The organism is Streptomyces sp. LARHCF249, from assembly GCF_052871255.1.
The window spans coordinates 599,567-620,621 of record NZ_JBIXJQ010000005.1 but is presented as its reverse complement, the minus strand read 5'-3'; the positions used below and the strand labels follow the sequence as shown (position 1 = coordinate 620,621).

The window sequence follows — 21,055 nt, the reverse complement described above, 5'->3', positions numbered from 1 at the left end:
GGGCCCGGGGGGGGGGGGGCCCCCCCCCGGGGGGGGCGCCGCCCCGGCCCGCGGGTGGGGGGGGCGGGCCCGGCCGCTGCTCCCTGCTCGCCTGTTCTCCTCTGTTTTCGCCTGTGTCACAGGCCGTTGACGCGGGCCATCCGTCCGACGACCACCGGGGTGAAGTCCGCCGTGACCACCCGGGCCGTCCTGCGCCCCACCCGCGAGTGCTGGCGCCGTACCTGGGCCATCAGCCGGCGGCTGCGCAGGGCCATCTCCAGTTCGAACCGGGTGCGGGGGTCCCGCAGTCCGGGCCCGAAGAGCTTCTCCAGCTGGCGCATGCGGTACCGCACGGTCTGCGGGTGCACACTCAGGGCCTTGGCGGCTTCGGGTGCGCCGCCGCCCTCCAGCCAGGCGAGGAGGGTCACTTCCAGGCGCTCGCTCTGGCGCGGGGTCAGGTCCGCCAGCGGGCGGAGCCACCGGGCGGCCAGCGCGTGGGCCAGGGGCTCGTCCTGGAGCAGCAGCAGGGTCGAGAGGTGGTCGTCCACGAAGACGGGTCGGGCGTCCAGACCCGCACGGGCGGGTGTCAGCGCGAGCAGGCGCAGGGCCCAGCGCAGCGAGGACGCGGTGTCCCGGAGCGGTACCGCGTGGCCGACGGCCGCGAACCGGCCGCGCAACGGGAGTTCGAGCGGGGCCCGGGTGTCGGGATCGGGGCTCGGGACCAGCAGGCAGGGGCGGCCCGCGAACGTCCCGGCGAGGGCGTCGTCCAGTACGGTCGCCAGCTGCTGGGCCTCCCCGGGCGCGGCAGGCGCGATGGCCCGTACGGCCACCGGGAGGGGCCAGCCGGCCGCCTCGGCGAGTTCGGCGAGGGAGGTCCCGGAGGCGGTCCGGTCATCGGTGAGGGCTTTGAAGAGGTCCTGCCGCGCCCGGTCTTCGGCGGGCCCGAGGTGCTGCCGCCTCTCGTGCTGTCTTCCCTGCACGACTTCCAGGCCCGCGTGCTGGTGCCCGAGGCCGGTGTCCGCGGGCACGTCCACTTCCTGGTGCGGGGGTTGCTGCCGGCCCTGGCCCTGGCCTCGGCCGTGGCCTTGGTCCTGGTCCTGGTCCTGGTCGTCTGCCTTCTCGCGGTAGCCGAGAGCGGTGAGAAGGGCTTCCTCCACCCGCTGTCTGAACAATTCGTCGTCGATGGCATCGTTGTCATCGATAAGGGCGGAAAATCCCGGAATTCCATGCAGAAGCTCCTCCACTATCTCGGCGGCCAGTGCGGGGAGTTCCCGTCGCAGGACGCGGGTCCACTCGCCGCGGGGGCGGGACCAGATGCGGTTCAGAAGTTCGCACATCGTTTCCTCGTTCGTGCCGGGGTGAGGCCTGTCCGGTTGCGGAGGACAAGCCCGCCGAGGTTGCCTCTCGCGCCAACAGTCCTGCCTGACAAGAGAGTTGTGGCCCCTCGTACTCCCTCTTGGAGGGGTCCGACCCCGTTCGGTCCCGCGGTTTTGCCGTGTTTTTGCCGTCGGGGACGCGTAGGCGGCGGGTGGCGTGGTGGCCTGTCGCAACCTCCGTTGGAGGGGAATCTTCCGGTGTTGTTCGATGCCCCGGAGACGCGGTGCGAGAAATTATCACGTTTCGATAAATCCTGTGGAGGCGCCGTGTAGCTCCACGATGCTTCTGCACTCCGGCCCTAGCTCCTCGGCCGGCGCGGGAATTCCACAGCGCTGCCGGGCACGAGCGACAACGACCCCCGGGTGCCGAGCGCCAGGTGGAGCGCTCGGGGCCCAGGCGCACAGGAGATCTGGATGCCCCTGTCTCAGCCGTACCTACGCCGCTCGCACCGGGCCCGCCGCAGGAGTCGTCACCCGGCGACCGCCCCGGTGGCCCTCGCGGTCATCGCCTCCCTCATCGTGGTCGTCCGCGCGGGCGCCCTGACCCATCTGTGGGACTTCCTCGACTTCGGGGCGGGCGTGCTGTCGCTCGTCTCGCTCACCGCCACCGTCCTGTGGGGGCTGGCGGCCACCGACCGGGTGCTGCTCGGTCCGGGCCACCGGCTGCTCGCCCAGGGCGCGCACCGCGGACTGGCCGTGGCCGGCCTGTGCTTCCTGGCCCTGCACATCTGGGTCAAGGTCGCGGAGGCCCAGACGACCGCCGCCGCCGCGGTGCTGCCGTTCGCGGACGGCGACCGGCCCGTCCTCATCGGACTGGGCACGCTGGCCGGTTACCTCTTCGTGGCCGTCGCGGTCTCCGGCGCGGTGCGCAGCGTGTTCGCGACCAAGAGCCGCTCCCTGTGGTGGCGCGCCCTGCACTTCGGCGCGTATCCGGCCTGGGGCGCGTCCCTGGTGCACGGGCTCAAGGCGGGCCGACCGGGCGGCGCCTGGGTGACGGCGGCGTACGCGCTCTGCCTGATCGGTGTCGCCGCGGTGCTCGTGTTCCGCGTGAAGTCGCGGGCGCGCGGGGGTCGTTCACGGCCCGCTCCCGTTCCGGGGCCGCGTACGGGCACCAGTACGCGCACCGGCACCGGCACCGGCCCCCGCCGCGGTGCCGGCACCGGCGCGGGCGCCGAACCGGGCGCCGGCGGCGGAACGCGGCCGCTCGTATCCCCCGGGCGGGCGCCGCTGCCGCGGCCCGGCCCCCGGGCCTACGCCACGGCCGGCCGGCGAACGCGGATGTACGGCGAGCAGCCGGCCGCCGCGGAGCGGTGGCTGTGACCGGCGAGCCGCGCCCCGGCCTCGGCTGTGTGGGCGCCCCCAGGCTGCTGGCCGGACTCGACCGGCTCCCCCGGCTCGACCGCGCCGCCCATCTCGCCGCGCACGGCACGCTGCCCCGGTTCCGCCCGGACGACCTCGTCCGCCTCGCCGACGACATCGACCTGCGGGGCCGCGGCGGAGCGGGCTTCCCGTTCGCGCGGAAGCTGCGGGCCGTCACCCGCTCGGCCCGGGGGCGGGACGCTCCCACGGCCGTCGTCGTCAACGGCAGCGAGGGCGAGCCGAGTTGCCTCAAGGACACCGCCCTGCTGCTGCACGCTCCGCACCTGGTGCTGGACGGGGCCCTGCTGGCCGCCGCGGCGCTCGGCGCCGACGACGTCGTGGTGGCCGTCACCCGGGCGGACGTGGAGCAGTCGGTACGGGACGCCGTGGCGGAGCGCGGTCCGGCCGGCCGCCGGGTGCGCGTGGCGCGGCTTCCCGAACGCTTCGTCACCGGCGAGGGCACGGCCCTCGTCAGCGGTCTGAACGGCGGTGCGGTGCTGCCGTCCGGCCAGAAGGTGCGGACCAGCGAGCGGGGCCTGGGGGGCGCGCCCACCCTGCTGTCGAACACCGAGACCTTCGCCCAGCTCGGCGTCGCCGCACGGCTGGGCGCGCGGGAGTACCGCTCCACGGGGCTGCCGGCCGAGCCGGGCACGGTCCTGCTGACCGTGGCCGGTTCCACGGTGGTCGAGACGCCGACCGGCTCCTCGCTGCCGTACGTCCTGGAGTTGTGCGGTACGGGCCCGGGGCAGGGTGTCCTGGTGGGCGGCTACCACGGCAGGTGGCTGGACCCGGTGGCCGCGCGCTCCGCGCTGGTGTCCCGGCAGTCCCTGGCGGCCTTCGGCGCGGTGCTGGGGGCGGGGGCGGTACTGCCGCTGCCCGAGGACACCTGCCCGGCCGGCGAGGTGGCGCGGGTGACCCGGTGGATGGCGAAGGAGTCGGCGGGCCAGTGCGGGCCCTGCGTACGGGGGTTGCCCGCGCTGGCCGACGTACTGGACGACGTGGTCCGCGGCGGAGGCGGCGCGGCCCTCGACACGGTCGGGGCGCGCCTGACGGCGGTCCGGGGCCGCGGTGCGTGCAGTCACCCCGACGGCACCTCGCACTTCGTCGCCTCGGCCCTCGCCGCCTTCCCCGACGAGTTCCACGACCACGCGCTCGGCAGCGGGTGCGGCCGGCGGGTGCTGGGGGCGCTGCCCCTGCCGCGCGACGAGAGTCCGGAACGGCTCGTCGTGGACTGGACGCTGTGCAAGGGGCACGGGCTGTGCGTGGACATCCTCCCGGACGTCGTACGGCTCGACGCGGACGGCTATCCGGCCGAGGCCTCCATGCCGGTGCCGGCCCGGCTGCGGCCGAAGGCGCTGCGCGCGGTCCGGCGCTGCCCGGCGCTCGCGCTGCGCATCCAGGACTGATGGCAGTGCACGTCTCAGGACCGTCCCCCGGTTCATTTCTTGGCGCGATCCGACAAATTCCCCGGGAAGGGGGTCCGGCTCGCTCCCGGCCCCGTATCAATTACGGCAGGGACGAACGGAAATGCTGGACCGGACCTGAAGGAGAGATCGTGCGGAAAATGCGTCGGGAGATATGCGCCGGGTCGGCGGCGGTCGCGGTACTGCTGCTGACCGCCGGATGCGGACTCGCCGAGAAACCTCCGGGAAAGGCGAATGCGGTACAGCCGGCGGGTGACAGCAAGAAGATCGGATCCGTGTACGGAGCGGACGGCGGGGACGGCGCGTACGGGTCGGGCTCCGGGGCGGATCCCGCCTACGGGGACAGCGGCGCCGGGGCCGCCCCGGCGGGCGGGGCCGGTGCCGCCGGGAAGAACGGTCCGGCCGGGGAGTTGAAGGTGGCCGAGGTCCCGAACGTGGGCGGCGCGGTCACCGACAGCGAGGGATTCACGCTCTACCGGTTCGACAAGGACACGCCCAAGCCCCCCAAGTCCGCGTGCGAGGGGGACTGCGCCACGGCGTGGCCCCCCGTGGCCGCGGACGACGTCACCGCAGGCGAGGGCATCGACGCGGGCCTTCTCGGCTCGGTCGCCCGGGCCGACGGCACCCGGCAGCTGACCCTCGCGGGCTGGCCCGTGTACCGCTACGCGAAGGACGCGAAGCCGGGGGACGCGCTCGGTGAGGGCGTCGGCGGAACCTGGCACGCGCTGGGAGCGGACGGAAAGCCGGCCGCGGCCGCCGACGGGGCCGCGGCGCAGGGCGCCGGGCTGTCCGTCGCGCAGAACGCCATGCTCGGCGCCATCCTCGCGGACGCGGAGGGCCGCACGCTCTACCGGTTCGACAAGGACAGCGCCTGGCCGATGAAAATCGGCTGCCTCGATGCCTGCCTGGACACCTGGAAGCCCGCCAAGCCGGTGGACAAGTCGAAGGTGTCGGGAATTCCCGCCGAACTCATCGGCTCCGTGAAGCGTCCCGACGGTTCGGAACAATTGACGATCGACTGCTGGCCGGTCTATTCGTTCACCGGCGACAAGGAGCCCGGCGATATCACCGGGCACAACAAGCAGGGTCTCTGGTTCGCCGTGACCGACAAGGGAAAGAAGGCGAAGGCGGCGCACTAGGAAAGGCCCTGGACCCGTGGCGCCCGGGCCCCCTCCCCACCCGGGCGCCACGGCCGCTCCCCCGTCGGCCCGTGAGGAAGAGAGAGCCATGCCGTCGCCGTCAACCGCCCGCCCGCGCCGCCGTGTTCCGCGTGCCGCCGCGCTGGCGCTCGCCGTCCTGTGCGCCGTGCTGCCGACCGGCGGCTGCGCCGGAAGTCCGGCCGCGCATCACGGCCCGCGGGCCCACGAGGGCCGGGCACCGTCCGCCTCGATCGAGGAGATCGCCGCCGCCGTCGGCTGCACCGCCCACGTGGACGTCCAGGCGGAGGAGTTGCGCGAAGGGGGCTGCCAGACCGGGCAGGGCGCCTACCGCATGGTCACCTTCGCCGCGGACGAGGGACTGCGCTCCTGGCTGACCGAGGCCCGGATGTACGGCGGCACCTACCTGGTGGGGAGCCGCTGGGTGGTCACCGCCCCGTCAGCGGACGCCCTGACCGCGCTGCGCGGCCGCATCGGCGGCGCCGTCGAGGCGGGCGCCGCGCACGGCGGCCACCACTGACCGCTCCGCGTCGTCGGGCGGCGGCCGGCGGTCGATCGCCCACAGGAGCGGGCCGCAGAGCGCCGTGGTGAGCAGCGCCATGACGACGAGCGCCAGATGGAGCGCGGGCGTGGTCCACGGGCCGCCCCGGCCGTCGGCCGGCAGGGCCAGGCCGACCAGCACCGCGCCGAACACGTCGGTGAGCCCGAAGTGCCGGGTGGCGCCGGCCGCGGCCTGCCAGCGAGGCCGCCGCGGCGGTGCCCGCGAGCCGCCGCAGCACGAAGACCGCCGGTGTTTCGTGGGCGGCGCCGACCAGGAACACCGCCAGCCCGAAGTGGCCCAGCTCCCCGAGCAGTTCGCGGGCCGGGTGAGCCGGGCCCGCCCCAGCCGGCCCGTTCGGCCAGGAGATCCGGCTCCAGGCGGCGGCGACTAGGTGTACTCGGACGGGGCGGGAGCCGCACCGGCGCGTACGACGGTGGCGTGTCGGCCAGTTGTCCGGATTTCGGCTCGTTCGTGAGATGCACACGCCCCGGCCTTGGGGATGATTCGCCCCTGCCTCCGCATACAACAAGGTGAGCAGGTAAGCGACTTCTCCGAAAGGAACGCCACATCGTGCGCATGAAACGCCTCGCACCGCTGCTCGCCGCCGCCGGACTCATCGCGTCCACCGTGCCCCTGCTGACCGCGGCGCAGGTCTCCGCCGCGACGGCACCGCAGTACCTGAGCCAGCAGCCGTCCTGGCACCGGTGCAGCCCGGACCAGCCGGCCTCGTACGAGTGCGCCACCCTCAAGGTGCCGCTCGACTACCGGCGCCCGCAGGGCTCCACGCTCGACCTCGCGATATCCCGGGTGAAGAGCGAGAACCCCGCGAAGCGGCACGGCGTCATGCTCCTCAACCCGGGCGGTCCGGGCGGTTCCGGCCTCGATCTCCCGCTGATGGCGGGCGAGTTGATGTCCAAGGAGGTGCGGGACCAGTACGACCTCATCGGCTTCGACCCGCGCGGCGTCGGCGCCAGCAGCCCGATCTCCTGCGGGCTCACCGACACCGAGCAGGCCTTCGACCGGCCGTACCGGCCCGAGACCTTCTCCTCCGACGTGACGTGGGCGCGTACGGTCGCCGACAAGTGCCGCGAGAACGCCGGCTCCGTGCTCCCGCACATCACCACCCGCAACACGGCGCGCGACATGGACACCATCCGTGCGGTGCTGGGCGAGCGCAAGGTCTCGTACCTGGGCTACTCGTACGGGACCTATCTCGGCGCGGTGTACTCGCAGATGTTCCCGGAGCGGACCGAACGCTTCGTGCTGGACAGCGGCGTGGACCCGCAGCGCGTCTGGCGCGGCATGATCCAGGTGTGGGCGACGGAGGCGGAGCCCGCCTACGCGCGGTGGACGGACTGGGCGGCCGAGCGGTCGGCCGAATTCGGGCTGGGCGACACCCCGAAGGCGGTGTCCGACACCTTCTGGGCGCTGGTCGCGCGCGCCGACCGGGAGCCGTTCGACTTCGAGGGGCAGAAGGTCAACGGAGACCTGATCCGCTCCGCGCGCGGGGTGTTCTTCTACCCGGCGCAGGCCACTCCGCTGATCGTGGCCCTCAAGGCCGCGGCCGAGGGCAAGCCGCAGCCCGCGGGGCCCGACACGGCCGACCTGAAGCGGCTGCTCACCGGCGAGCGGGCGGCGGCCGAGCCCGCCTCGGACAACGGCACGGCCGTCTTCTGGGCCGTGGTGTGCGGGGACACGGGCAACTGGCCCCGCTACACCGAGCAGTACGAGCGGGACGCTGCGCGGGACAAGGTGGCGTACCCGCTGTACGGGGACTTCGCGTCCAACATCAAGCCGTGCGCCTTCTGGGACCGGCCGGTCGAGTCGGCCACGCCGATGAAGAAGAAGGCGAACGTCCTGACCGTGCAGAACGAGTGGGACTCGCAGACCCCGCTGACCAGCGGCCAGGGCCTGCACCGCGCGCTCAAGGGTTCGCGGATGGTGCTGGTGGCCGGCGGTGAGGGCCACGGCGTGTACCTCACCGACCCCGCCTCGTGTGCCGACGCCCAGGTCAACTCCTACCTGACCACGGGCCGGCTGCCCGCCGAGGACGTGACCTGCCAGACCCCGCCGGCCGCTGCCGAGCGGCAGGACTCCGCGAAGCCGTCGAAGCCGTCGAAGCCGCTGCCGTTCCCGGCCGGCCCCGGCCGGTTCTGACCGCTACCGCTCGTTCTCGAGGGACGCCTCCTCGGCCGCCTTGCTGCGGCGGCCGGAGCCGGGGGCGTCCCTGCGGGCGGCGGGCCACGGGCGCAGCGGCGTCAGCAGGCCGGCGCCGAGGACCAGCAGGCAGAAGGCGCCGGCCGCCAGGCTGACCGCCGGGACCCCGTGGCGGGCGGCCAGCACCGTGAGCACGGCCGCGCCCACCGGGCCCGAGGCGTTGTGCACGGTCCAGAAGGCGGAGGTGACGCGGCCGAGCAGGTGGTCGGGGGTCACCTCCTGACGCAGGGTCATGCTGCACACCCCCGCCAGGGTCAGTCCGAACATGAACACGGCCGCCAGCGCGGCGATCACCGGCACGCTGCGGCTGGCCCCGGTCACCGCCACCGCGACCCCGATCATCGCGACCGAGGCCAGCCAGCAGGGGCCGAAGCCGAAGGTCCGGCGCAGCCGCCCGGCGGTGGCGGCCGCGGCGACGACGCCGGCCCCGCTCACGGCGATCACGTAGCCGACGGTGGCGGCGTCCCGGCCCAGATCGTGTTGGACTCGGTAGATCAGCAGGTCGGTGGCGCCCATGGTGACGAAGGTCAGCAGGGTGAGCAGCACCGTCAGGGGGCGCAGCAGCGGATGCGCCCACAGGAACCGGAAGCCGACCACGAACACCTCGCGGAACACTCCCGCCGCCGGCTCCGCACGGTCGCCCGCGGGCTTGCCGAACCGCACCCACGCCAGGCTGGCGGCGGAGACGAGGAAGGTCGCACCGTCCACGGCCAGCGCCCGCTCCGCGCCCACCCCGGCCGTGAGGAACCCGGCCGCCACCGGCCCGAGGAGGGTCCCGACGGCGAAGGTGCCCATCACCCTGCCGTTGGCGGCGGTGAGGTCCTCGGTACGCACCAGCTGCGGCACGGCCGTCACGTACGCCACGTCGAACAGGGTCGTCAGTACGGTGGCCAGCGCGGTCAGCACGTACAGCAGCCAGACCCGGGGTCCGGCGGCCCACCACACGAGGGGCACCGCGCAGAACAGCACGGCCCGCAGCAGATCGCAGACGATCATCAGCCGCCGGCGGTCGGCCCGGTCCACGACGTATCCGGCGAACATTCCCGTGCCGATGCCGGTGACCCCGGAGATGACGGTGATGAGGCCCATCTGCACGAGGGACCCGGTCGCGTGAAGGACGAGCAGCGGTAGCGCGAGCAGCGAGATGGACCCGCCGAGGACGGACAGCGCCTGACCCAGCAGGAAGACGTTGAAGTCCTTGTTCCGCCTCAGGGGCTCCGCTCGCAGCACACGGGGACGGTATACGACACGGTCAGCCGGTGCCGGTCCTTTGCCGGGGGCCGGGTCCGTACGCCCCGGGCGTCAGGGAGGCGTTAAGAGCGCCCGTGCCCCCGTATGGAGCCCGTCAAAGTGGCTTAGCGGCGAGGTGAAGACAGGGTTGTCTCGTTCTTGGCCGGCCATGTGGCCGATTCGTTTCTTCCCTCTTCCCTCTTCACTCAGGAGCTCGCGATGGCCGATCTGGCCTTCGTCGTCACCACGGTCGCGGTGTTCGCGCTGGTGGCTCTCATCGCCCGGGGGGTGACCAAGCTGTGAACGCCGAAAACGTCGTCGGCCTCGTCGTGGCCGTCTCCCTGCTCGGATACCTCGTCCTCGCCCTCGTGTATCCGGAGAGGTTCTAGCCACCGATGAGTCCCGTTCTCGCTGGTGTGCTCCAGCTCCTCGCGCTGATCGCCGCGCTCGCGCTGGCCTACCGCCCGCTGGGCGACTACATGGCCCGCGTCTACTCCTCGGAAAAGCACTACACGCCGGAGAAGTGGATCTACAAGGCCATCGGCGCCGACCCCGCCGCAGAGATGCGCTGGCCCGCCTACGTGCGCGCGGTCCTCGCCTTCTCCGCGGTGAGCGTCCTCTTCCTCTACGCCCTCCAGCGGGCGCAGGGGGTCCTGCCGGGCTCGCTCGGCTTCTCCGCGATCGACCCGGACCAGGCGTTCAACACCGCCGCCTCCTTCGTCGCCAACACCAACTGGCAGTCGTACGCGGGCGAGCAGGCCATGGGCCACGTCGTGCAGACCGGCGGCCTGGCGGTACAGAACTTCGTCTCCGCCGCCGTCGGCATGGCCGTCGCCGCCGCCCTCGTACGGGGCTTCGCGCGCTCGCGCACCGGTGAACTCGGCAACTTCTGGGCCGATCTGGTCCGCGGTGTCTTCCGCATCCTGCTGCCGATCTCGGTGATCGGCGCGATCGTCCTCGTCGCGTGCGGTGCGATCCAGAACTTCTCAGGGATTCACGAGGTCGGACAGTTCCTGGGCGGGACCCAGCAGTGGAACGGCGGGGCCGTGGCCTCGCAGGAGGTCATCAAGGAGCTGGGTACGAACGGCGGCGGCTACTTCAACGCCAACTCCGCCCACCCCTTCGAGAACCCGACCCCCTTCTCCAACCTCTTCGAGATATTCCTGATCCTGGTCATCCCGTTCGCGCTGACCCGCACCTTCGGCAAGATGGTCGGCAGCGTGAAGCAGGGCTACGCGATCCTCGCGACGATGGCGACCATCTGGATCGGTTTCACCGCGCTGATGATGTGGACGGAGTTCGCCCACCACGGCCCGGCCTTCGACGTCTCCGGCGGGGCCATGGAGGGCAAGGAGACCCGCTTCGGGATCGGCGCTTCGGCGATCTTCTCGGTCGCGACCACGCTCACCTCGACCGGGGCGGTCAATTCCTTCCACTCCTCGTACACGGGACTGGGCGGCGGCATCCAGCTGCTGGGCATGCAACTGGGCGAGATCGCGCCCGGCGGTGTCGGCTCCGGCCTCTACGGCATGCTGATCATGGCGATCATCGCGGTGTTCATCGCCGGCCTCATGGTCGGCCGGACCCCGGAGTACCTCGGCAAGAAGATCGGCACCCGCGAGATCAAGTTCGCGGCCTGCTACATCCTGATCACCCCGGCCCTCGTCCTGGGCTTCACCGCCGCGGCGATGGCGCTGGACACCCCGGCGCACTCGATGACGAACACCGGAGCGCACGGCTTCTCCGAGATCCTCTACGCCTACACCTCGGGTGCCAACAACAACGGCTCCGCGTTCGCGGGCCTGAACGCCGACACGCAGTGGTTCAACAGCACCATCGGCATCGCGATGCTGCTCGGCCGCTTCCTGCCGATGGTGTTCGTGCTGGCGCTGGCGGGCTCGCTCGCCGGGCAGAAGCCGGTCCCCGCCACGGCAGGAACCCTGCGCACCGACAAGCCGCTCTACGCGGGCCTGCTCGTCGGCACCATCCTCATCATCACCGGACTGACCTACTTCCCCGCGCTGGCGCTGGGACCGCTCGCCGAAGGGCTCGCGTCATGAGCACCATCACCCCGACCCGCGCACCGCACGAAGACGTCCCGACCGGTCACAAGCCGGGCGTCGGGCGCGTCGGCGGCGGCCTGTTCGACCCCGAGGCGCTGCTGAAGTCCTTCCCCGACGCGGTGCGCAAGCTCGACCCGCGCGTCATGGTCAAGTCGCCGGTCATGTTCGTCGTCCTGGTCGGCTCGGTCGTCACGACCGCCCTGGCGATCACGGACCCGACGGACTGGTTCGGCTGGGCGATCACCGCCTGGCTGTGGCTGACCACGATCTTCGCGAACCTGGCGGAGGCCGTCGCGGAGGGCCGCGGCAAGGCCCAGGCGGACACCCTGCGCAGGGCCAAGACCGACTCCGTCGCGCGCCGCCTGACCGAGGACGGCACGAGCGAGGAGCAGGTCCCCGGCACCGACCTGCGCATAGGCGACCTGGTGGTCTGCGAGGCCGGCGACATCATCCCCGGCGACGGCGACGTCGTCCAGGGCGTGGCCTCGGTGGACGAGTCCGCGATCACGGGCGAGTCAGCACCGGTCATCCGCGAGTCCGGCGGCGACCGGTCCGCGGTCACCGGCGGGACGAAGGTCCTCTCGGACCGGATCGTCATCAAGATCACGACGAAGCCCGGCGAGACCTTCATCGACCGCATGATCGCCCTCGTCGAGGGCGCGGCACGGCAGAAGACCCCCAACGAGATCGCGCTGAACATCCTGCTCGCCTCGCTGACGATCGTCTTCCTGCTCGCCGTGGTCACGCTGCAGCCGTTCGCGATCTACGCGGATGCCAAGCAGTCCATGATCGTGCTGACCGCCCTGCTGGTCTGCCTCATCCCGACCACCATCGGGGCGCTGCTGTCCGCGATCGGCATCGCGGGCATGGACCGCCTGGTCCAGCGCAACGTCCTGGCCATGTCCGGCCGTGCGGTGGAGGCGGCCGGCGACGTGTCGACGCTGCTGCTCGACAAGACCGGCACCATCACCCTCGGCAACCGCCGGGCCTCCGAGTTCGTGCCGGTCAAGGGCACCACCGCGGCCGAGCTCGCCGACGCCGCCCAGCTCTCCTCCCTCGCGGACGAGACCCCCGAGGGCCGTTCCATCGTCGTCCTGGCGAAGGAGAAGTACGGTCTGCGCGAGCGCCACCAGGGCGAGTTGGCCCACGCCGCCTGGGTCCCGTTCACCGCCCAGACCCGTATGTCGGGTGTGGACGCGTACGGGACGAAGACCCGCAAGGGCGCGGCCGCTTCGGTCATCGCCTGGGTCACCGAGCAGGGCGGCCGGGTCTCCGATGACGCCGGCCTGCTCGCCGACAAGATCTCCGAGGCCGGCGGCACGCCGCTGCTGGTGGCGGTCCACGACGAGAAGGGCGCCCGGGTCCTGGGTGTCATCCACCTCAAGGACGTCGTCAAGGAGGGCATGCGCGAGCGGTTCGACGAACTGCGCCGCATGGGCATCAAGACCGTCATGATCACCGGTGACAACCCGCTCACCGCCAAGGCCATCGCCGAAGAGGCGGGCGTAGACGACTTCCTCGCCGAGGCCACGCCCGAGGACAAGATGGCCCTCATCAAGCGGGAGCAGGCCGGCGGCAAGCTCGTCGCGATGACCGGCGACGGTACGAACGACGCCCCGGCGCTCGCGCAGGCCGATGTCGGCGTGGCGATGAACACCGGTACCTCGGCCGCCAAGGAGGCCGGGAACATGGTGGACCTGGACTCCAACCCGACCAAGCTCATCGAGATCGTCGAGATCGGCAAGCAGCTCCTCATCACCCGGGGCGCCCTGACGACCTTCTCCATCGCCAACGACGTCGCGAAGTACTTCGCGATCATCCCCGCGATGTTCGCCGTGGTCTACCCGGGCCTGGACAAGCTCAACATCATGGGCCTGACCTCCCCGAACTCCGCGATCCTCTCCGCGGTCGTCTTCAACGCGCTGATCATCATCGCGCTGGTCCCGCTGGCCCTCAAGGGCGTCCGGTACCGGCCCGCCAGCGCCGACAAGATGCTCCGCCGCAACCTCGGGATCTACGGGCTCGGCGGCCTCGTCGCCCCCTTCATCGGCATCAAGATCATCGACATGCTCATCTCGCTCATCCCCGGGCTCGTCTGAATCAGGAACGTGCTGACCCGTCATGAACAACTCCGCAGGGAACACCGCGCGCCTGATCGGCGCCGGCCTCCGAGCCCTTCTCGTTCTGACCGTGATCTGCGGGGTCCTCTACCCGCTCGCCGTCACCGGGATCGCCCAGGCCCTCTTCGACAACAAGGCCAACGGCTCCGAGATCAAGGACAAGGACGGCCGGGTCGTCGGCTCCTCACTCATCGGCCAGACCTACAACCTGCCGAAGCAGAACCCGGACGACCCGGATGAGGCCGCGAGGCCGGACCCGAAGTGGTTCCAGCCGCGTCCCTCCAACGGCCTCGGCTCCAACAGCGTCAACACGCAGTACTCGCTGATCCTCTCCGGCGCCACCAACCGGTCCGCAGACAACGGCGCCGTCGGCGGCACGTGCACCGAGGACGCCGAGGAGGGCACCCTCTGCGCCCAGGTGATCGCCGCCAAGGACGCCGTCGCCGCCGGCAACTCCACCGCCGGCCACCAGGTCGAGCCGGAGGACGTACCGGCCGACGCCGTCACCTCCTCCGGCTCGGGCCTGGACCCGGCCATCTCCCCGGAGTACGCCGAGCTCCAGGTCCACCGGGTCGCCGAGCAGAACAGGCTCGACGTCGAGCAGGTCGAGAAGCTCGTCGCGGACCACACCACCGGCCGCACCTTCGGCTTCATGGGCGAGCCCCGCGTCAACGTCCTCGAACTCAACATCGCGCTCGAGGCCCTGGCCAAGAGCTGACCTTCCACACCGCACGGCCCGGAGCCCGCGGGGCCCGGGACGGGAGGGGGCGGACGGCGGGGCGGATCACGATGGCCCTGAGGGTCTGCACCACGCGACGCGTCGGCCCGGCTGTTCTCGCAGCCGGGCCGACGCGCGTATGTCATCCGGTGTGCGCCACCCGCTCGCGCCACCAGTCCAGGGTCGCCTTGACCTGCTGGTCGAGGGGGGTGGCACGCACGGTGAACGCCGCTTCGTAGGCGCTGGAATCGACGACGAACGGACGGTCGAACTGGTAGCGGATCTCCTTCAGTTCGCGGAGCAGCGGGGAGAAGACCGAGGCCACGGCCAGAACGGCCGGCGGCAGCCTGCGCACCGCGACCGGGGCCGTCCCCGCCTGGGCGGCGAGGCGGTCGACCATCTCCCGGACGGACCGCGCGGGCTCCGTCGGGACGTGCCAGGCCCGTCCCCAGGCCCGCTCCTCGCCCGCGACCTCGACCAACGCCCGGGCCACGTCGGGGAGATAGGTCCAGCTGTGCGGAGCGTCCGGGTTTCCGAGGGTGGAGACCGGCTTGCCGCGCAGCAGCGGCGGCACGACCCGAGCGGCCAGATGGCCGCCCTCGGTGACGCCGGGCCCGAAGAAGTCCGAGGCGCGCACCTCGACCGCCCGGATTCGCCCCTGTTCGTGCAGCGTCCGCGCCTGCTCCCACGCCGCGGCGCGCACCCGCCCCTTGGGGCCGGTCGCCGCGAGCGGCAGCCCCTCGGTCAGGGGGCCGGCCACCGGACCGTACCCGTAGAGGTTGCCCAGCATGACCAGTACGGCCCCGGTGGCCTCGGCCGCCGCGCAGGCCGAGGCGCTCAGCGGCGGCCATGCGCCGGCCCAGCGGTGGTAGGGCGGCGCGGCGCAGCTGTAGAGCGCGGCTGCGCCCTTCGCGGCCTCGGTCAGCCGCTCGGAGTCCCTCGCGTCCAGCGCGACATGTTCGATCCCGGGCTCCGGAGTGCGGCCCGAAGCGGTGACGACCCTTACCGCGTGGCCCTGTTCGGCGAGCAGCCGAGCGGTGGCGGCGCCGGCGGGTCCAAAACCTACAACGACATGAAAGCTCACCTGCGCACACTAACGCGAGGGGGCGGGAGCGGTGGTGGCGGTCCCCCGCCCCGCCCGCCCGGCCGGTTGCCCGCCGGAGCCGCCGAGGCGCCGGCCGCGCGCTCGCCGTCGACGAGAACAGCGGCCTGTTCGTGCCGTACCCGGTCGCGGATCGGCCGAACCGATCCGACTACCGCCGGGTGACGGGGACGTTGCTGGTGACGGCGCCGTCCGTGCCGGAGACCGTGACCGCGTGGCGGACTCCGTCCGGTCCGAGTACGACGGCCAGCCAGGCGCTGCCGCCGCCCTCCTGGGCGACCACGCGGATGCTCTCCACCTTGCCGCCGTCCACGGCCCCGGCCGCCTTGTCGGCCGCCGTTCCGATCGCCAGCGACGGCAGGGGCGCCGGGGCCGCCTTCGCGGAGCCTCCCGGACCCGCTTCTCCGGCGCCCGGCTCCGGGGCCGCCTCCCTCATCTCCCGCATCTCCTTCAGGGCCTTCGGGTCCATGGGGTGCTGGGAGTCCTTGAAGTGCCGGGGCCCGCCGAACGCGCGCTCGCCGTGCTCTCCGTGCTCGCCGCCGCCTGCGGGGCCGCGCCGCTTCCCGCCCTCGTGGTCGGCCTCGGCCCAGGCGAAGCGGGGACCGGCCATCCGCGCGTCGTGGTGCTGGTCCACGGCCACCGCCACCGCCGTACCGCCGACGATCACCACGGCCGCGCCCAGCGCCGCCCAGCGGGCGCCCTTGCTCCGGGGCACCAGACGCCCCAGGTCCACGCGCTTGCGCGGCGCACCTGCCTCCGGGGCGTTCACGGGCGGCGTGGGCTGCTCGGGCCGCGCGGGCTGCTCGGACGGCGGGAAAGACTCAGACATACCGGTACTCCTCAGGCACAACCGGGCACGGCACCCGGCTCGTTGCAGAGCATGCGGAGCGGATGCTGAAGCCCACCTGAAGTCAGCTGAAGACCTCTTCAGCCGGCCGCGGACCGGGCCTGAGACCCTGGTCGGCATGCGCGTACTGGTGGTGGAGGACGAACGGCGGCTGGCCGTGGCCCTGCAGCGGGGACTCCAATCGGAGGGCTTCTCCGTGGATGTGGCCCACGACGGGCTCCAAGGGCTGTGGATGGCCACCGAGCACGACTACGACCTGATCGTGCTCGACATCATGCTGCCCGGCCTGAACGGCTACCGGGTCTGCGCGCGGCTGCGCGCCGCCGGGAACGAGTCCGGGATCCTGATGCTCACGGCGAAGGACGGCGAGTACGACGAGGCGGAGGCCCTGGACACCGGCGCCGACGACTTCCTGTCCAAGCCCTTCTCCTACCTCGTCCTGGTCGCCCGGCTGCGCGCGCTGGCCCGGCGCACAGGCCGCCGCGGCCCGCAGATCATGCGCTTCGGCGATCTGGTGCTGGACCCGGCCCGGCACAGCTGCTCCCGCGGTGACACCGAGATCCGGCTGACGGCCAGGGAGTTCGCGGTCCTGGAATACCTGGCGCGGCGCCCCGGCGAGGTGGTGCCCAAGCGGGAGATCCTGGAGCAGGTGTGGGACATCGCCTTCGCCGGCGATCCCAACGTGGTCGAGGTCCACATCAGCGCCGTACGCCGCAAGATCGACGCGCCGTTCGGCCGCGCCGCCCTGGAGACCGTACGCGGCGCGGGCTACCGGCTGGCGGCCGACGGTGGCTGAGCCCGCACTGCCCCGCCGCCGGTTCCGACACCTGGACGGCCTGCGCGGCCTGATCCAGCGGGGTCCGCTGCGCCGCCTGTGGCCCACGACCGTCCGGGCCCGCGCCACCGTCGGCGCCGTCGCGGTCGTCGCCGCGGCCCTGGCCCTGGCCTCCTTCGCCCTCCTCGGACTGCTGGAGGCCAATCTGCTGCGCAACGCCGAGCGCGACGCCGCTCGGCAGGCCGAGACCGTCGCCCGGCTGGCGGCCTCCGGGGACCTCGAGACGATGCGGCCGACCCTGCACGGCGTCGAGTTCGTCCAGGTGGTGAACGCCCGCGGCCGGGTCCTGCGCGCCTACCCGAACCTGGCCGGGGACTTCCCGCTCGCCCCCGTCAAACCCCTGCGGCCCGGGAAGGAATCCCACACCTGGCAGACCGGCCCGCTCGGCGGCGAGCACCGCCAGCGGGTCGTGCAGGTCACCACCGAGACCCCGCAGGGCATGGTCACCGTCTTCGTGGGGACCTCGCTGCGCGATGTGGACGCGGCCGACGACACCACCGCCGCCGCGCTCGCGGTCGGCGGTCCGCTGCTCCTCGCCACCGTCGCCTTCGTCACCTGGAGGGTCACCGGCCGGGCGCTCGCACCGGTCGAGGCGATCCGCGCCGAGGTCGCCGGGATCAGCGACCGGGACCTGCACCGCCGGGTCCCCGTACCGCCCACCCATGACGAGGTGGCCCGGCTGGCGCAGACGATGAACACCACCCTGGACCGGCTGGAGTCCGCCGGAATCCGCCAGCGCCGGTTCATCGCGGACGCCTCCCACGAACTGCGCAGCCCCATCACGGTGCTGCGCACCCAGCTGGAGGTGGCCCTGGCCGTCCGGGACCCGGAACTGTGGCCGGAACTGATCAGCGGCGCGCTCCAGGACATCGAGCGGCTCCAGCAGCTCTCCTCGGACCTCCTGCTGCTCGCCCGGATCGACGCCGCCCAGCCGATGGCCTCGGCCCGGCTGGACCTGGGCGCCGTGGTCCGCGACGCCGTGGAAGCCCGCCTCGGGGACCGCGTGCCCGTGCGCACGGAGCTGGCGGCCGGCATCCGGGTGGAGGGCAGCGAACTGTGGCTGGCCCGCGTGGTCACCAACCTGGTCGACAACGCCCAGCGGTTCGCCGCCCGGCGGGTGGACGTCGTCCTGCGCACCACCGGCGGACCGTACGGCCGGACCGCCGTGCTGGAGGTGACCGACGACGGCCCCGGGATCCCACCGGGCGTCCGGGAACGGGTCTTCGAGCGCTTCACCCGCCTCGACGACGCCCGCAGCCGCGACCACGGCGGGGCCGGCCTGGGCCTCGCCATAGCCCGGGACCTGACCGCCCACCACGGCGGCACCCTCACCGCCGGGGACTCCCCGCGGGGAGCCCGGCTGGTGGTCCGGCTGCCGGTGGCGAACGGGGCCGGGGGCGGGGCCGCGGAAGGGGATCAGCCCAGCAGGGCGTAGACCGTGGAGGCGGTTGCGGCGGGCTCCGCGGCTCCTTCGGGGGTCATGGTGATGTCGGCGAAGGCCATCCGCCGGCCGAGCTTGGTGACCCGTACGCGGATCAGGACGTCGGCGCCGGTCACCGGGCGCTGGAAGCTCGTCGACTGCTGGACGGTGGTCATGGGCCCGTACGCGCCGCGCGCACTGGAGATCGCGATGACGGTGGCGGTGTCGGCGGCCGCCATCAGGGCCTGGCCGGAGAGGCCGCCGCCGTCCCGGGCCAGGGTGTCGGACCAGGGCAGCCGCAGCACGGCGTGCCGTTCGCCGGTCTCCTGGACGCTCAGGCCCAGGGCGAGCACCCAGGGGGCGAAGTTGTCGGCGAGGATCTTGTCTGCGTCTGCGGGTGAGAACGTCACCGGGAGATTGTGGCGGCCCGGCCGGACCGCCACAATCCCTTTCGTTCGGACCGTTCAGGTGCTACAGGCTTGCGGCCAGTTCGGTGCCCTGGCGGATGGCCCGCTTGGCGTCGAGTTCGGCGGCCACGTCGGCGCCGCCGATCAGGTGCGCCTCGACACCGGCCGCGCGCAGCGCCTCGTACAGGTCGCGGCGCGGCTCCTGCCCGGTGCACAGGACGACGGTGTCGGCCGGTACGAGCCGCTGCTCGCCGTCGACGGTGATGTGCAGGCCCTCGTCGTCGATGCGGTCGTACGCGGCCCCGGCGACGGAGACCACTCCGCGGTGCTTGAGCTCCGCCCGGTGGATCCAGCCGGTGGTGGTGCCCAGGCCGGCGCCGACCTTGGTCGCCTTGCGCTGGAGCAGGTGGACCTGGCGCGGCGGTGCGGGGCGCTCGGCGGCGGTGAGTCCGCCGGGGCCGGTGTACGAGGTGTCCACGCCCCAGTGGCGGAAGTAGACGGCCGGATCCTGGGAGGCGCCCTCACCGCTGTCGGTGAGGTACTCGGCGACGTCGAAGCCGATGCCGCCGGCGCCGACGACGGCGACGCGCTCGCCGACGGGGGCGCCGTCGCGCAGCACGTCGAGGTAGCTGACGACGTTGGCGTGGTCCACGCCCTCGATGTCCGGGGTGCGGGGGGTGACTCCGGTGGCGACGACGACCTCGTCGTAGCCCTGGAGCGTCTCCACGTCGGCGCGGGTGTTCAGGCGGACCTCCACGCCGCTCTCCACGAGCTGGTGGCCGTAGTAGCGGATGGTCTCCTCGAACTCCTCCTTGCCGGGGATGCGGCGGGCGATGTCGAGCTGGCCGCCGATGTGGCCGGAGGCCTCGAAGAGGGTGACGGCGTGGCCGCGGCCGGCGGCGGAGACCGCGCAGGCGAGTCCGGCCGGGCCGGCGCCGACCACGGCGACGCGCTTCTTCAGCTTCGTCGGGGAGAGCACGAGCTCGGTCTCGTGGCAGGCGCGCGGGTTGACCAGGCAGCTGGTGATCTTGCCGCTGAAGGTGTGGTCGAGGCAGGCCTGGTTGCAGCCGATGCAGGTGTTGATGGTCTCGGAGCGGCCGGCCGCGGCCTTGGCGACGAAGTCGGCGTCGGCGAGGAAGGGCCGGGCCAGCGACACCAGGTCGGCGCGGCCGTCGGCGAGCAACTCCTCGGCGATCTCCGGGGTGTTGATGCGGTTGCTGGTGACGAGCGGGACGGATACCGCACCCATCAGCCGCTTGGTGACCCAGGTGTAGGCGCCGCGCGGCACGGAGGTGGCGATGGTCGGGATGCGGGCCTCGTGCCAGCCGATGCCGGTGTTGATGATGGTGGCGCCGGCCGCCTCGATCTCCTTGGCGAGGTGGACGACCTCGTCCAGGGTGGAGCCGCCGGGGATCAGGTCGAGCATGGAGAGGCGGTAGATGACGATGAAGTCCTCGCCGACGGCCTCGCGGGTGCGCCGGACGATCTCCAGCGGGAAGCGCACGCGGTTCTCGTACGCGCCGCCCCAGCGGTCGGTGCGCTTGTTGGTCGCGGCGGCGATGAACTCGTTGATCAGGTAGCCCTCGGAGCCCATGATCTCGACGCCGTCGTAACCGGCGAGCTTGGCGAGGCGGGCGGCGCGGACGAAGTCCTCGACGGTCCGCTCGACCTCGATGTCGGTGAGCTCGTTCGGCACGAAGGGGCTGATGGGAGCCTGGAGGGCGCTGGGGGCGACCAGGTCCTTGTGGTAGGCGTAGCGGCCGAAGTGGAGGATCTGCATCGCGATCTTCCCGCCCTCGGCGTGCACCGCCTCGGTGATCACCCGGTGCTCGGCCGCCTCGTCCTCGGTGGTGAGGCGGGAGCCGCCCTCGAAGGGGCGGCCGGCGTCGTTCGGGGCGATGCCGCCGGTGACGATCAGGCCGGCGCCGCCGCGGGCGCGCTCGGCGTAGAAGGCGGCGAGGCGCTCGAAGCCGCCCTGGTGCTCTTCGAGGCCGGTGTGCATCGAGCCCATGATCACGCGGTTCGGCAGCGTGGTGAATCCGAGGTCCAGCGGGCTCAGCAGGTGCGGGTACCGGCTCTGGGACATGGGGGGCGCCTCCTCGCGCGGGGGTGATGACCCTGTTCTAGCGAGGGGAAAGCAGTTTTGCAACTAAGTGCATAACCCGGCGGCGGCGGTCCGCCCCGAAACCGCGGCGCCCCCGGGCCCGGCCCGCTCCCCCTGTGGCGGAGTTCACGCCGCCACAGCGGGCACGGGTCGTCG

Annotated in this window: 19 protein-coding genes; 12 read left to right on the top strand and 7 right to left on the bottom strand. The window is 72.7% G+C overall.

What is annotated here, in order from left to right; translation table 11 throughout:
• Positions 1-116 precede the first annotated feature (116 nt).
• Entirely contained in the window at positions 117-1,316 is a 1,200-nt protein-coding gene (locus ACIPUC_RS17630; RefSeq protein WP_446590345.1) for a PucR family transcriptional regulator, read from the bottom strand.
• Between the two features lie 453 nt (positions 1,317-1,769).
• On the opposite strand from ACIPUC_RS17630, the gene ACIPUC_RS17625 reads away from it, so the two are divergent.
• The 4 genes from ACIPUC_RS17625 (at position 1,770) to ACIPUC_RS17610 (ending at position 5,815) form a co-directional block, all read left to right on the top strand.
• Positions 1,770-2,675: a hypothetical protein gene (locus tag ACIPUC_RS17625; protein ID WP_446590343.1), complete on the top strand. Its 906-nt coding sequence runs from the start codon at positions 1,770-1,772 to the stop codon at positions 2,673-2,675.
• Positions 2,672-4,120: an NADH-ubiquinone oxidoreductase-F iron-sulfur binding region domain-containing protein gene (locus tag ACIPUC_RS17620; protein ID WP_446590341.1), complete on the top strand. Its 1,449-nt coding sequence runs from the start codon at positions 2,672-2,674 to the stop codon at positions 4,118-4,120. The genes ACIPUC_RS17625 and ACIPUC_RS17620 overlap by 4 nt, the downstream gene beginning before the upstream one ends.
• A 158-nt stretch (positions 4,121-4,278) precedes the next feature.
• Positions 4,279-5,277: an SCO0930 family lipoprotein gene (locus tag ACIPUC_RS17615; RefSeq protein WP_446590457.1), complete on the top strand. Its 999-nt coding sequence runs from the start codon at positions 4,279-4,281 to the stop codon at positions 5,275-5,277.
• An 88-nt stretch (positions 5,278-5,365) separates the two neighbouring features.
• Positions 5,366-5,815, top strand: a complete 450-nt coding sequence (locus ACIPUC_RS17610; RefSeq protein ID WP_446590340.1) for a hypothetical protein — start codon at positions 5,366-5,368, stop codon at positions 5,813-5,815.
• Here the strand turns inward: ACIPUC_RS17610 and ACIPUC_RS17605 are convergent.
• Entirely contained in the window at positions 5,735-5,989 is a 255-nt protein-coding gene (locus tag ACIPUC_RS17605) for a hypothetical protein (RefSeq protein ID WP_446590339.1), read from the bottom strand. The genes ACIPUC_RS17610 and ACIPUC_RS17605 overlap by 81 nt on opposite strands.
• A gap of 423 nt (positions 5,990-6,412) precedes the next feature.
• On the opposite strand from ACIPUC_RS17605, the gene ACIPUC_RS17600 reads away from it, so the two are divergent.
• On the top strand, positions 6,413-7,993 hold the full coding sequence (locus ACIPUC_RS17600) for an alpha/beta fold hydrolase (RefSeq protein ID WP_446590456.1): 1,581 nt from the start codon (positions 6,413-6,415) through the stop codon (positions 7,991-7,993).
• Positions 7,994-7,996: 3 nt separating this feature from the next.
• On the opposite strand, the gene ACIPUC_RS17595 is transcribed toward ACIPUC_RS17600, so the two are convergent.
• Positions 7,997-9,283: an MFS transporter gene (locus ACIPUC_RS17595; RefSeq protein ID WP_446590338.1), complete on the bottom strand. Its 1,287-nt coding sequence runs from the start codon at positions 9,281-9,283 to the stop codon at positions 7,997-7,999.
• Between the two features lie 159 nt (positions 9,284-9,442).
• Between ACIPUC_RS17595 and ACIPUC_RS17590 the strand changes: the two genes are divergently transcribed.
• The 5 genes from ACIPUC_RS17590 to ACIPUC_RS17570 are packed head-to-tail and all read left to right on the top strand — an operon-like array spanning position 9,443 to position 14,184.
• Positions 9,443-9,586 (top strand): hypothetical protein, encoded by a 144-nt coding sequence (locus ACIPUC_RS17590; protein WP_446590337.1) that lies wholly within the window; start codon positions 9,443-9,445, stop codon positions 9,584-9,586.
• On the top strand, positions 9,583-9,672 hold the full coding sequence (gene kdpF / locus ACIPUC_RS17585) for a K(+)-transporting ATPase subunit F (RefSeq protein WP_385402516.1): 90 nt from the start codon (positions 9,583-9,585) through the stop codon (positions 9,670-9,672). The genes ACIPUC_RS17590 and kdpF overlap by 4 nt, the downstream gene beginning before the upstream one ends.
• A gap of 6 nt (positions 9,673-9,678) precedes the next feature.
• On the top strand, positions 9,679-11,343 hold the full coding sequence (kdpA, locus tag ACIPUC_RS17580) for a potassium-transporting ATPase subunit KdpA (RefSeq protein ID WP_446590335.1): 1,665 nt from the start codon (positions 9,679-9,681) through the stop codon (positions 11,341-11,343).
• Entirely contained in the window at positions 11,340-13,445 is a 2,106-nt protein-coding gene (kdpB, locus tag ACIPUC_RS17575; RefSeq protein WP_446590334.1) for a potassium-transporting ATPase subunit KdpB, read from the top strand. The genes kdpA and kdpB overlap by 4 nt, the downstream gene beginning before the upstream one ends.
• A gap of 22 nt (positions 13,446-13,467) precedes the next feature.
• Positions 13,468-14,184, top strand: coding sequence for a potassium-transporting ATPase subunit C (locus ACIPUC_RS17570; RefSeq protein ID WP_446590333.1), 717 nt, complete (start codon positions 13,468-13,470; stop codon positions 14,182-14,184).
• Between the two features lie 142 nt (positions 14,185-14,326).
• On the opposite strand, the gene ACIPUC_RS17565 is transcribed toward ACIPUC_RS17570, so the two are convergent.
• On the bottom strand, positions 14,327-15,268 hold the full coding sequence (locus ACIPUC_RS17565; RefSeq protein WP_446590332.1) for an NAD-dependent epimerase/dehydratase family protein: 942 nt from the start codon (positions 15,266-15,268) through the stop codon (positions 14,327-14,329).
• Positions 15,269-15,437: 169 nt separating this feature from the next.
• Positions 15,438-16,115 (bottom strand): hypothetical protein, encoded by a 678-nt coding sequence (locus ACIPUC_RS17560; RefSeq protein WP_446590331.1) that lies wholly within the window; start codon positions 16,113-16,115, stop codon positions 15,438-15,440.
• A 136-nt stretch (positions 16,116-16,251) separates the two neighbouring features.
• Between ACIPUC_RS17560 and ACIPUC_RS17555 the strand changes: the two genes are divergently transcribed.
• Together ACIPUC_RS17555 and ACIPUC_RS17550 are read left to right on the top strand one after the other, a co-directional pair.
• Positions 16,252-16,929, top strand: a complete 678-nt coding sequence (locus ACIPUC_RS17555) for a response regulator transcription factor (protein ID WP_446590330.1) — start codon at positions 16,252-16,254, stop codon at positions 16,927-16,929.
• Positions 16,922-18,403 carry a sensor histidine kinase gene (locus ACIPUC_RS17550; RefSeq protein ID WP_446590328.1) on the top strand — a complete coding sequence of 494 codons (1,482 nt, stop codon included), beginning with the start codon at positions 16,922-16,924 and terminating at the stop codon, positions 18,401-18,403. The genes ACIPUC_RS17555 and ACIPUC_RS17550 overlap by 8 nt, the downstream gene beginning before the upstream one ends.
• Here the strand turns inward: ACIPUC_RS17550 and ACIPUC_RS17545 are convergent.
• Both ACIPUC_RS17545 and ACIPUC_RS17540 read right to left on the bottom strand, forming a co-directional pair.
• A complete protein-coding gene (locus tag ACIPUC_RS17545; protein WP_446590326.1) occupies positions 18,385-18,798 on the bottom strand; it encodes a PaaI family thioesterase in 414 nt (137 codons plus the stop codon). The genes ACIPUC_RS17550 and ACIPUC_RS17545 overlap by 19 nt on opposite strands.
• Positions 18,799-18,859: 61 nt before the next feature.
• Positions 18,860-20,881, bottom strand: coding sequence for an oxidoreductase (locus ACIPUC_RS17540; RefSeq protein WP_446590325.1), 2,022 nt, complete (start codon positions 20,879-20,881; stop codon positions 18,860-18,862).
• Positions 20,882-21,055: the final 174 nt, after the last annotated feature.

Bases quoted from the DNA above. Each gene is read 5' to 3' on its own strand.
- ACIPUC_RS17630 (WP_446590345.1), bottom strand. From the start codon at position 1,316: ATGTGCGAACTTCTGAACCGCATCTGGTCCCGCCCCCGCGGCGAGTGG.
- ACIPUC_RS17555 (WP_446590330.1), top strand. From the start codon at position 16,252: ATGCGCGTACTGGTGGTGGAGGACGAACGGCGGCTGGCCGTGGCCCTG.
- kdpB (WP_446590334.1), top strand. From the start codon at position 11,340: ATGAGCACCATCACCCCGACCCGCGCACCGCACGAAGACGTCCCGACC.
- ACIPUC_RS17600 (WP_446590456.1), top strand. From the start codon at position 6,413: ATGAAACGCCTCGCACCGCTGCTCGCCGCCGCCGGACTCATCGCGTCC.
- ACIPUC_RS17570 (WP_446590333.1), top strand. From the start codon at position 13,468: ATGAACAACTCCGCAGGGAACACCGCGCGCCTGATCGGCGCCGGCCTC.
- ACIPUC_RS17610 (WP_446590340.1), top strand. From the start codon at position 5,366: ATGCCGTCGCCGTCAACCGCCCGCCCGCGCCGCCGTGTTCCGCGTGCC.
- ACIPUC_RS17540 (WP_446590325.1), bottom strand. From the start codon at position 20,881: ATGTCCCAGAGCCGGTACCCGCACCTGCTGAGCCCGCTGGACCTCGGA.
- ACIPUC_RS17625 (WP_446590343.1), top strand. From the start codon at position 1,770: ATGCCCCTGTCTCAGCCGTACCTACGCCGCTCGCACCGGGCCCGCCGC.
- ACIPUC_RS17560 (WP_446590331.1), bottom strand. From the start codon at position 16,115: ATGTCTGAGTCTTTCCCGCCGTCCGAGCAGCCCGCGCGGCCCGAGCAG.
- ACIPUC_RS17615 (WP_446590457.1), top strand. From the start codon at position 4,279: ATGCGTCGGGAGATATGCGCCGGGTCGGCGGCGGTCGCGGTACTGCTG.
- kdpA (WP_446590335.1), top strand. From the start codon at position 9,679: ATGAGTCCCGTTCTCGCTGGTGTGCTCCAGCTCCTCGCGCTGATCGCC.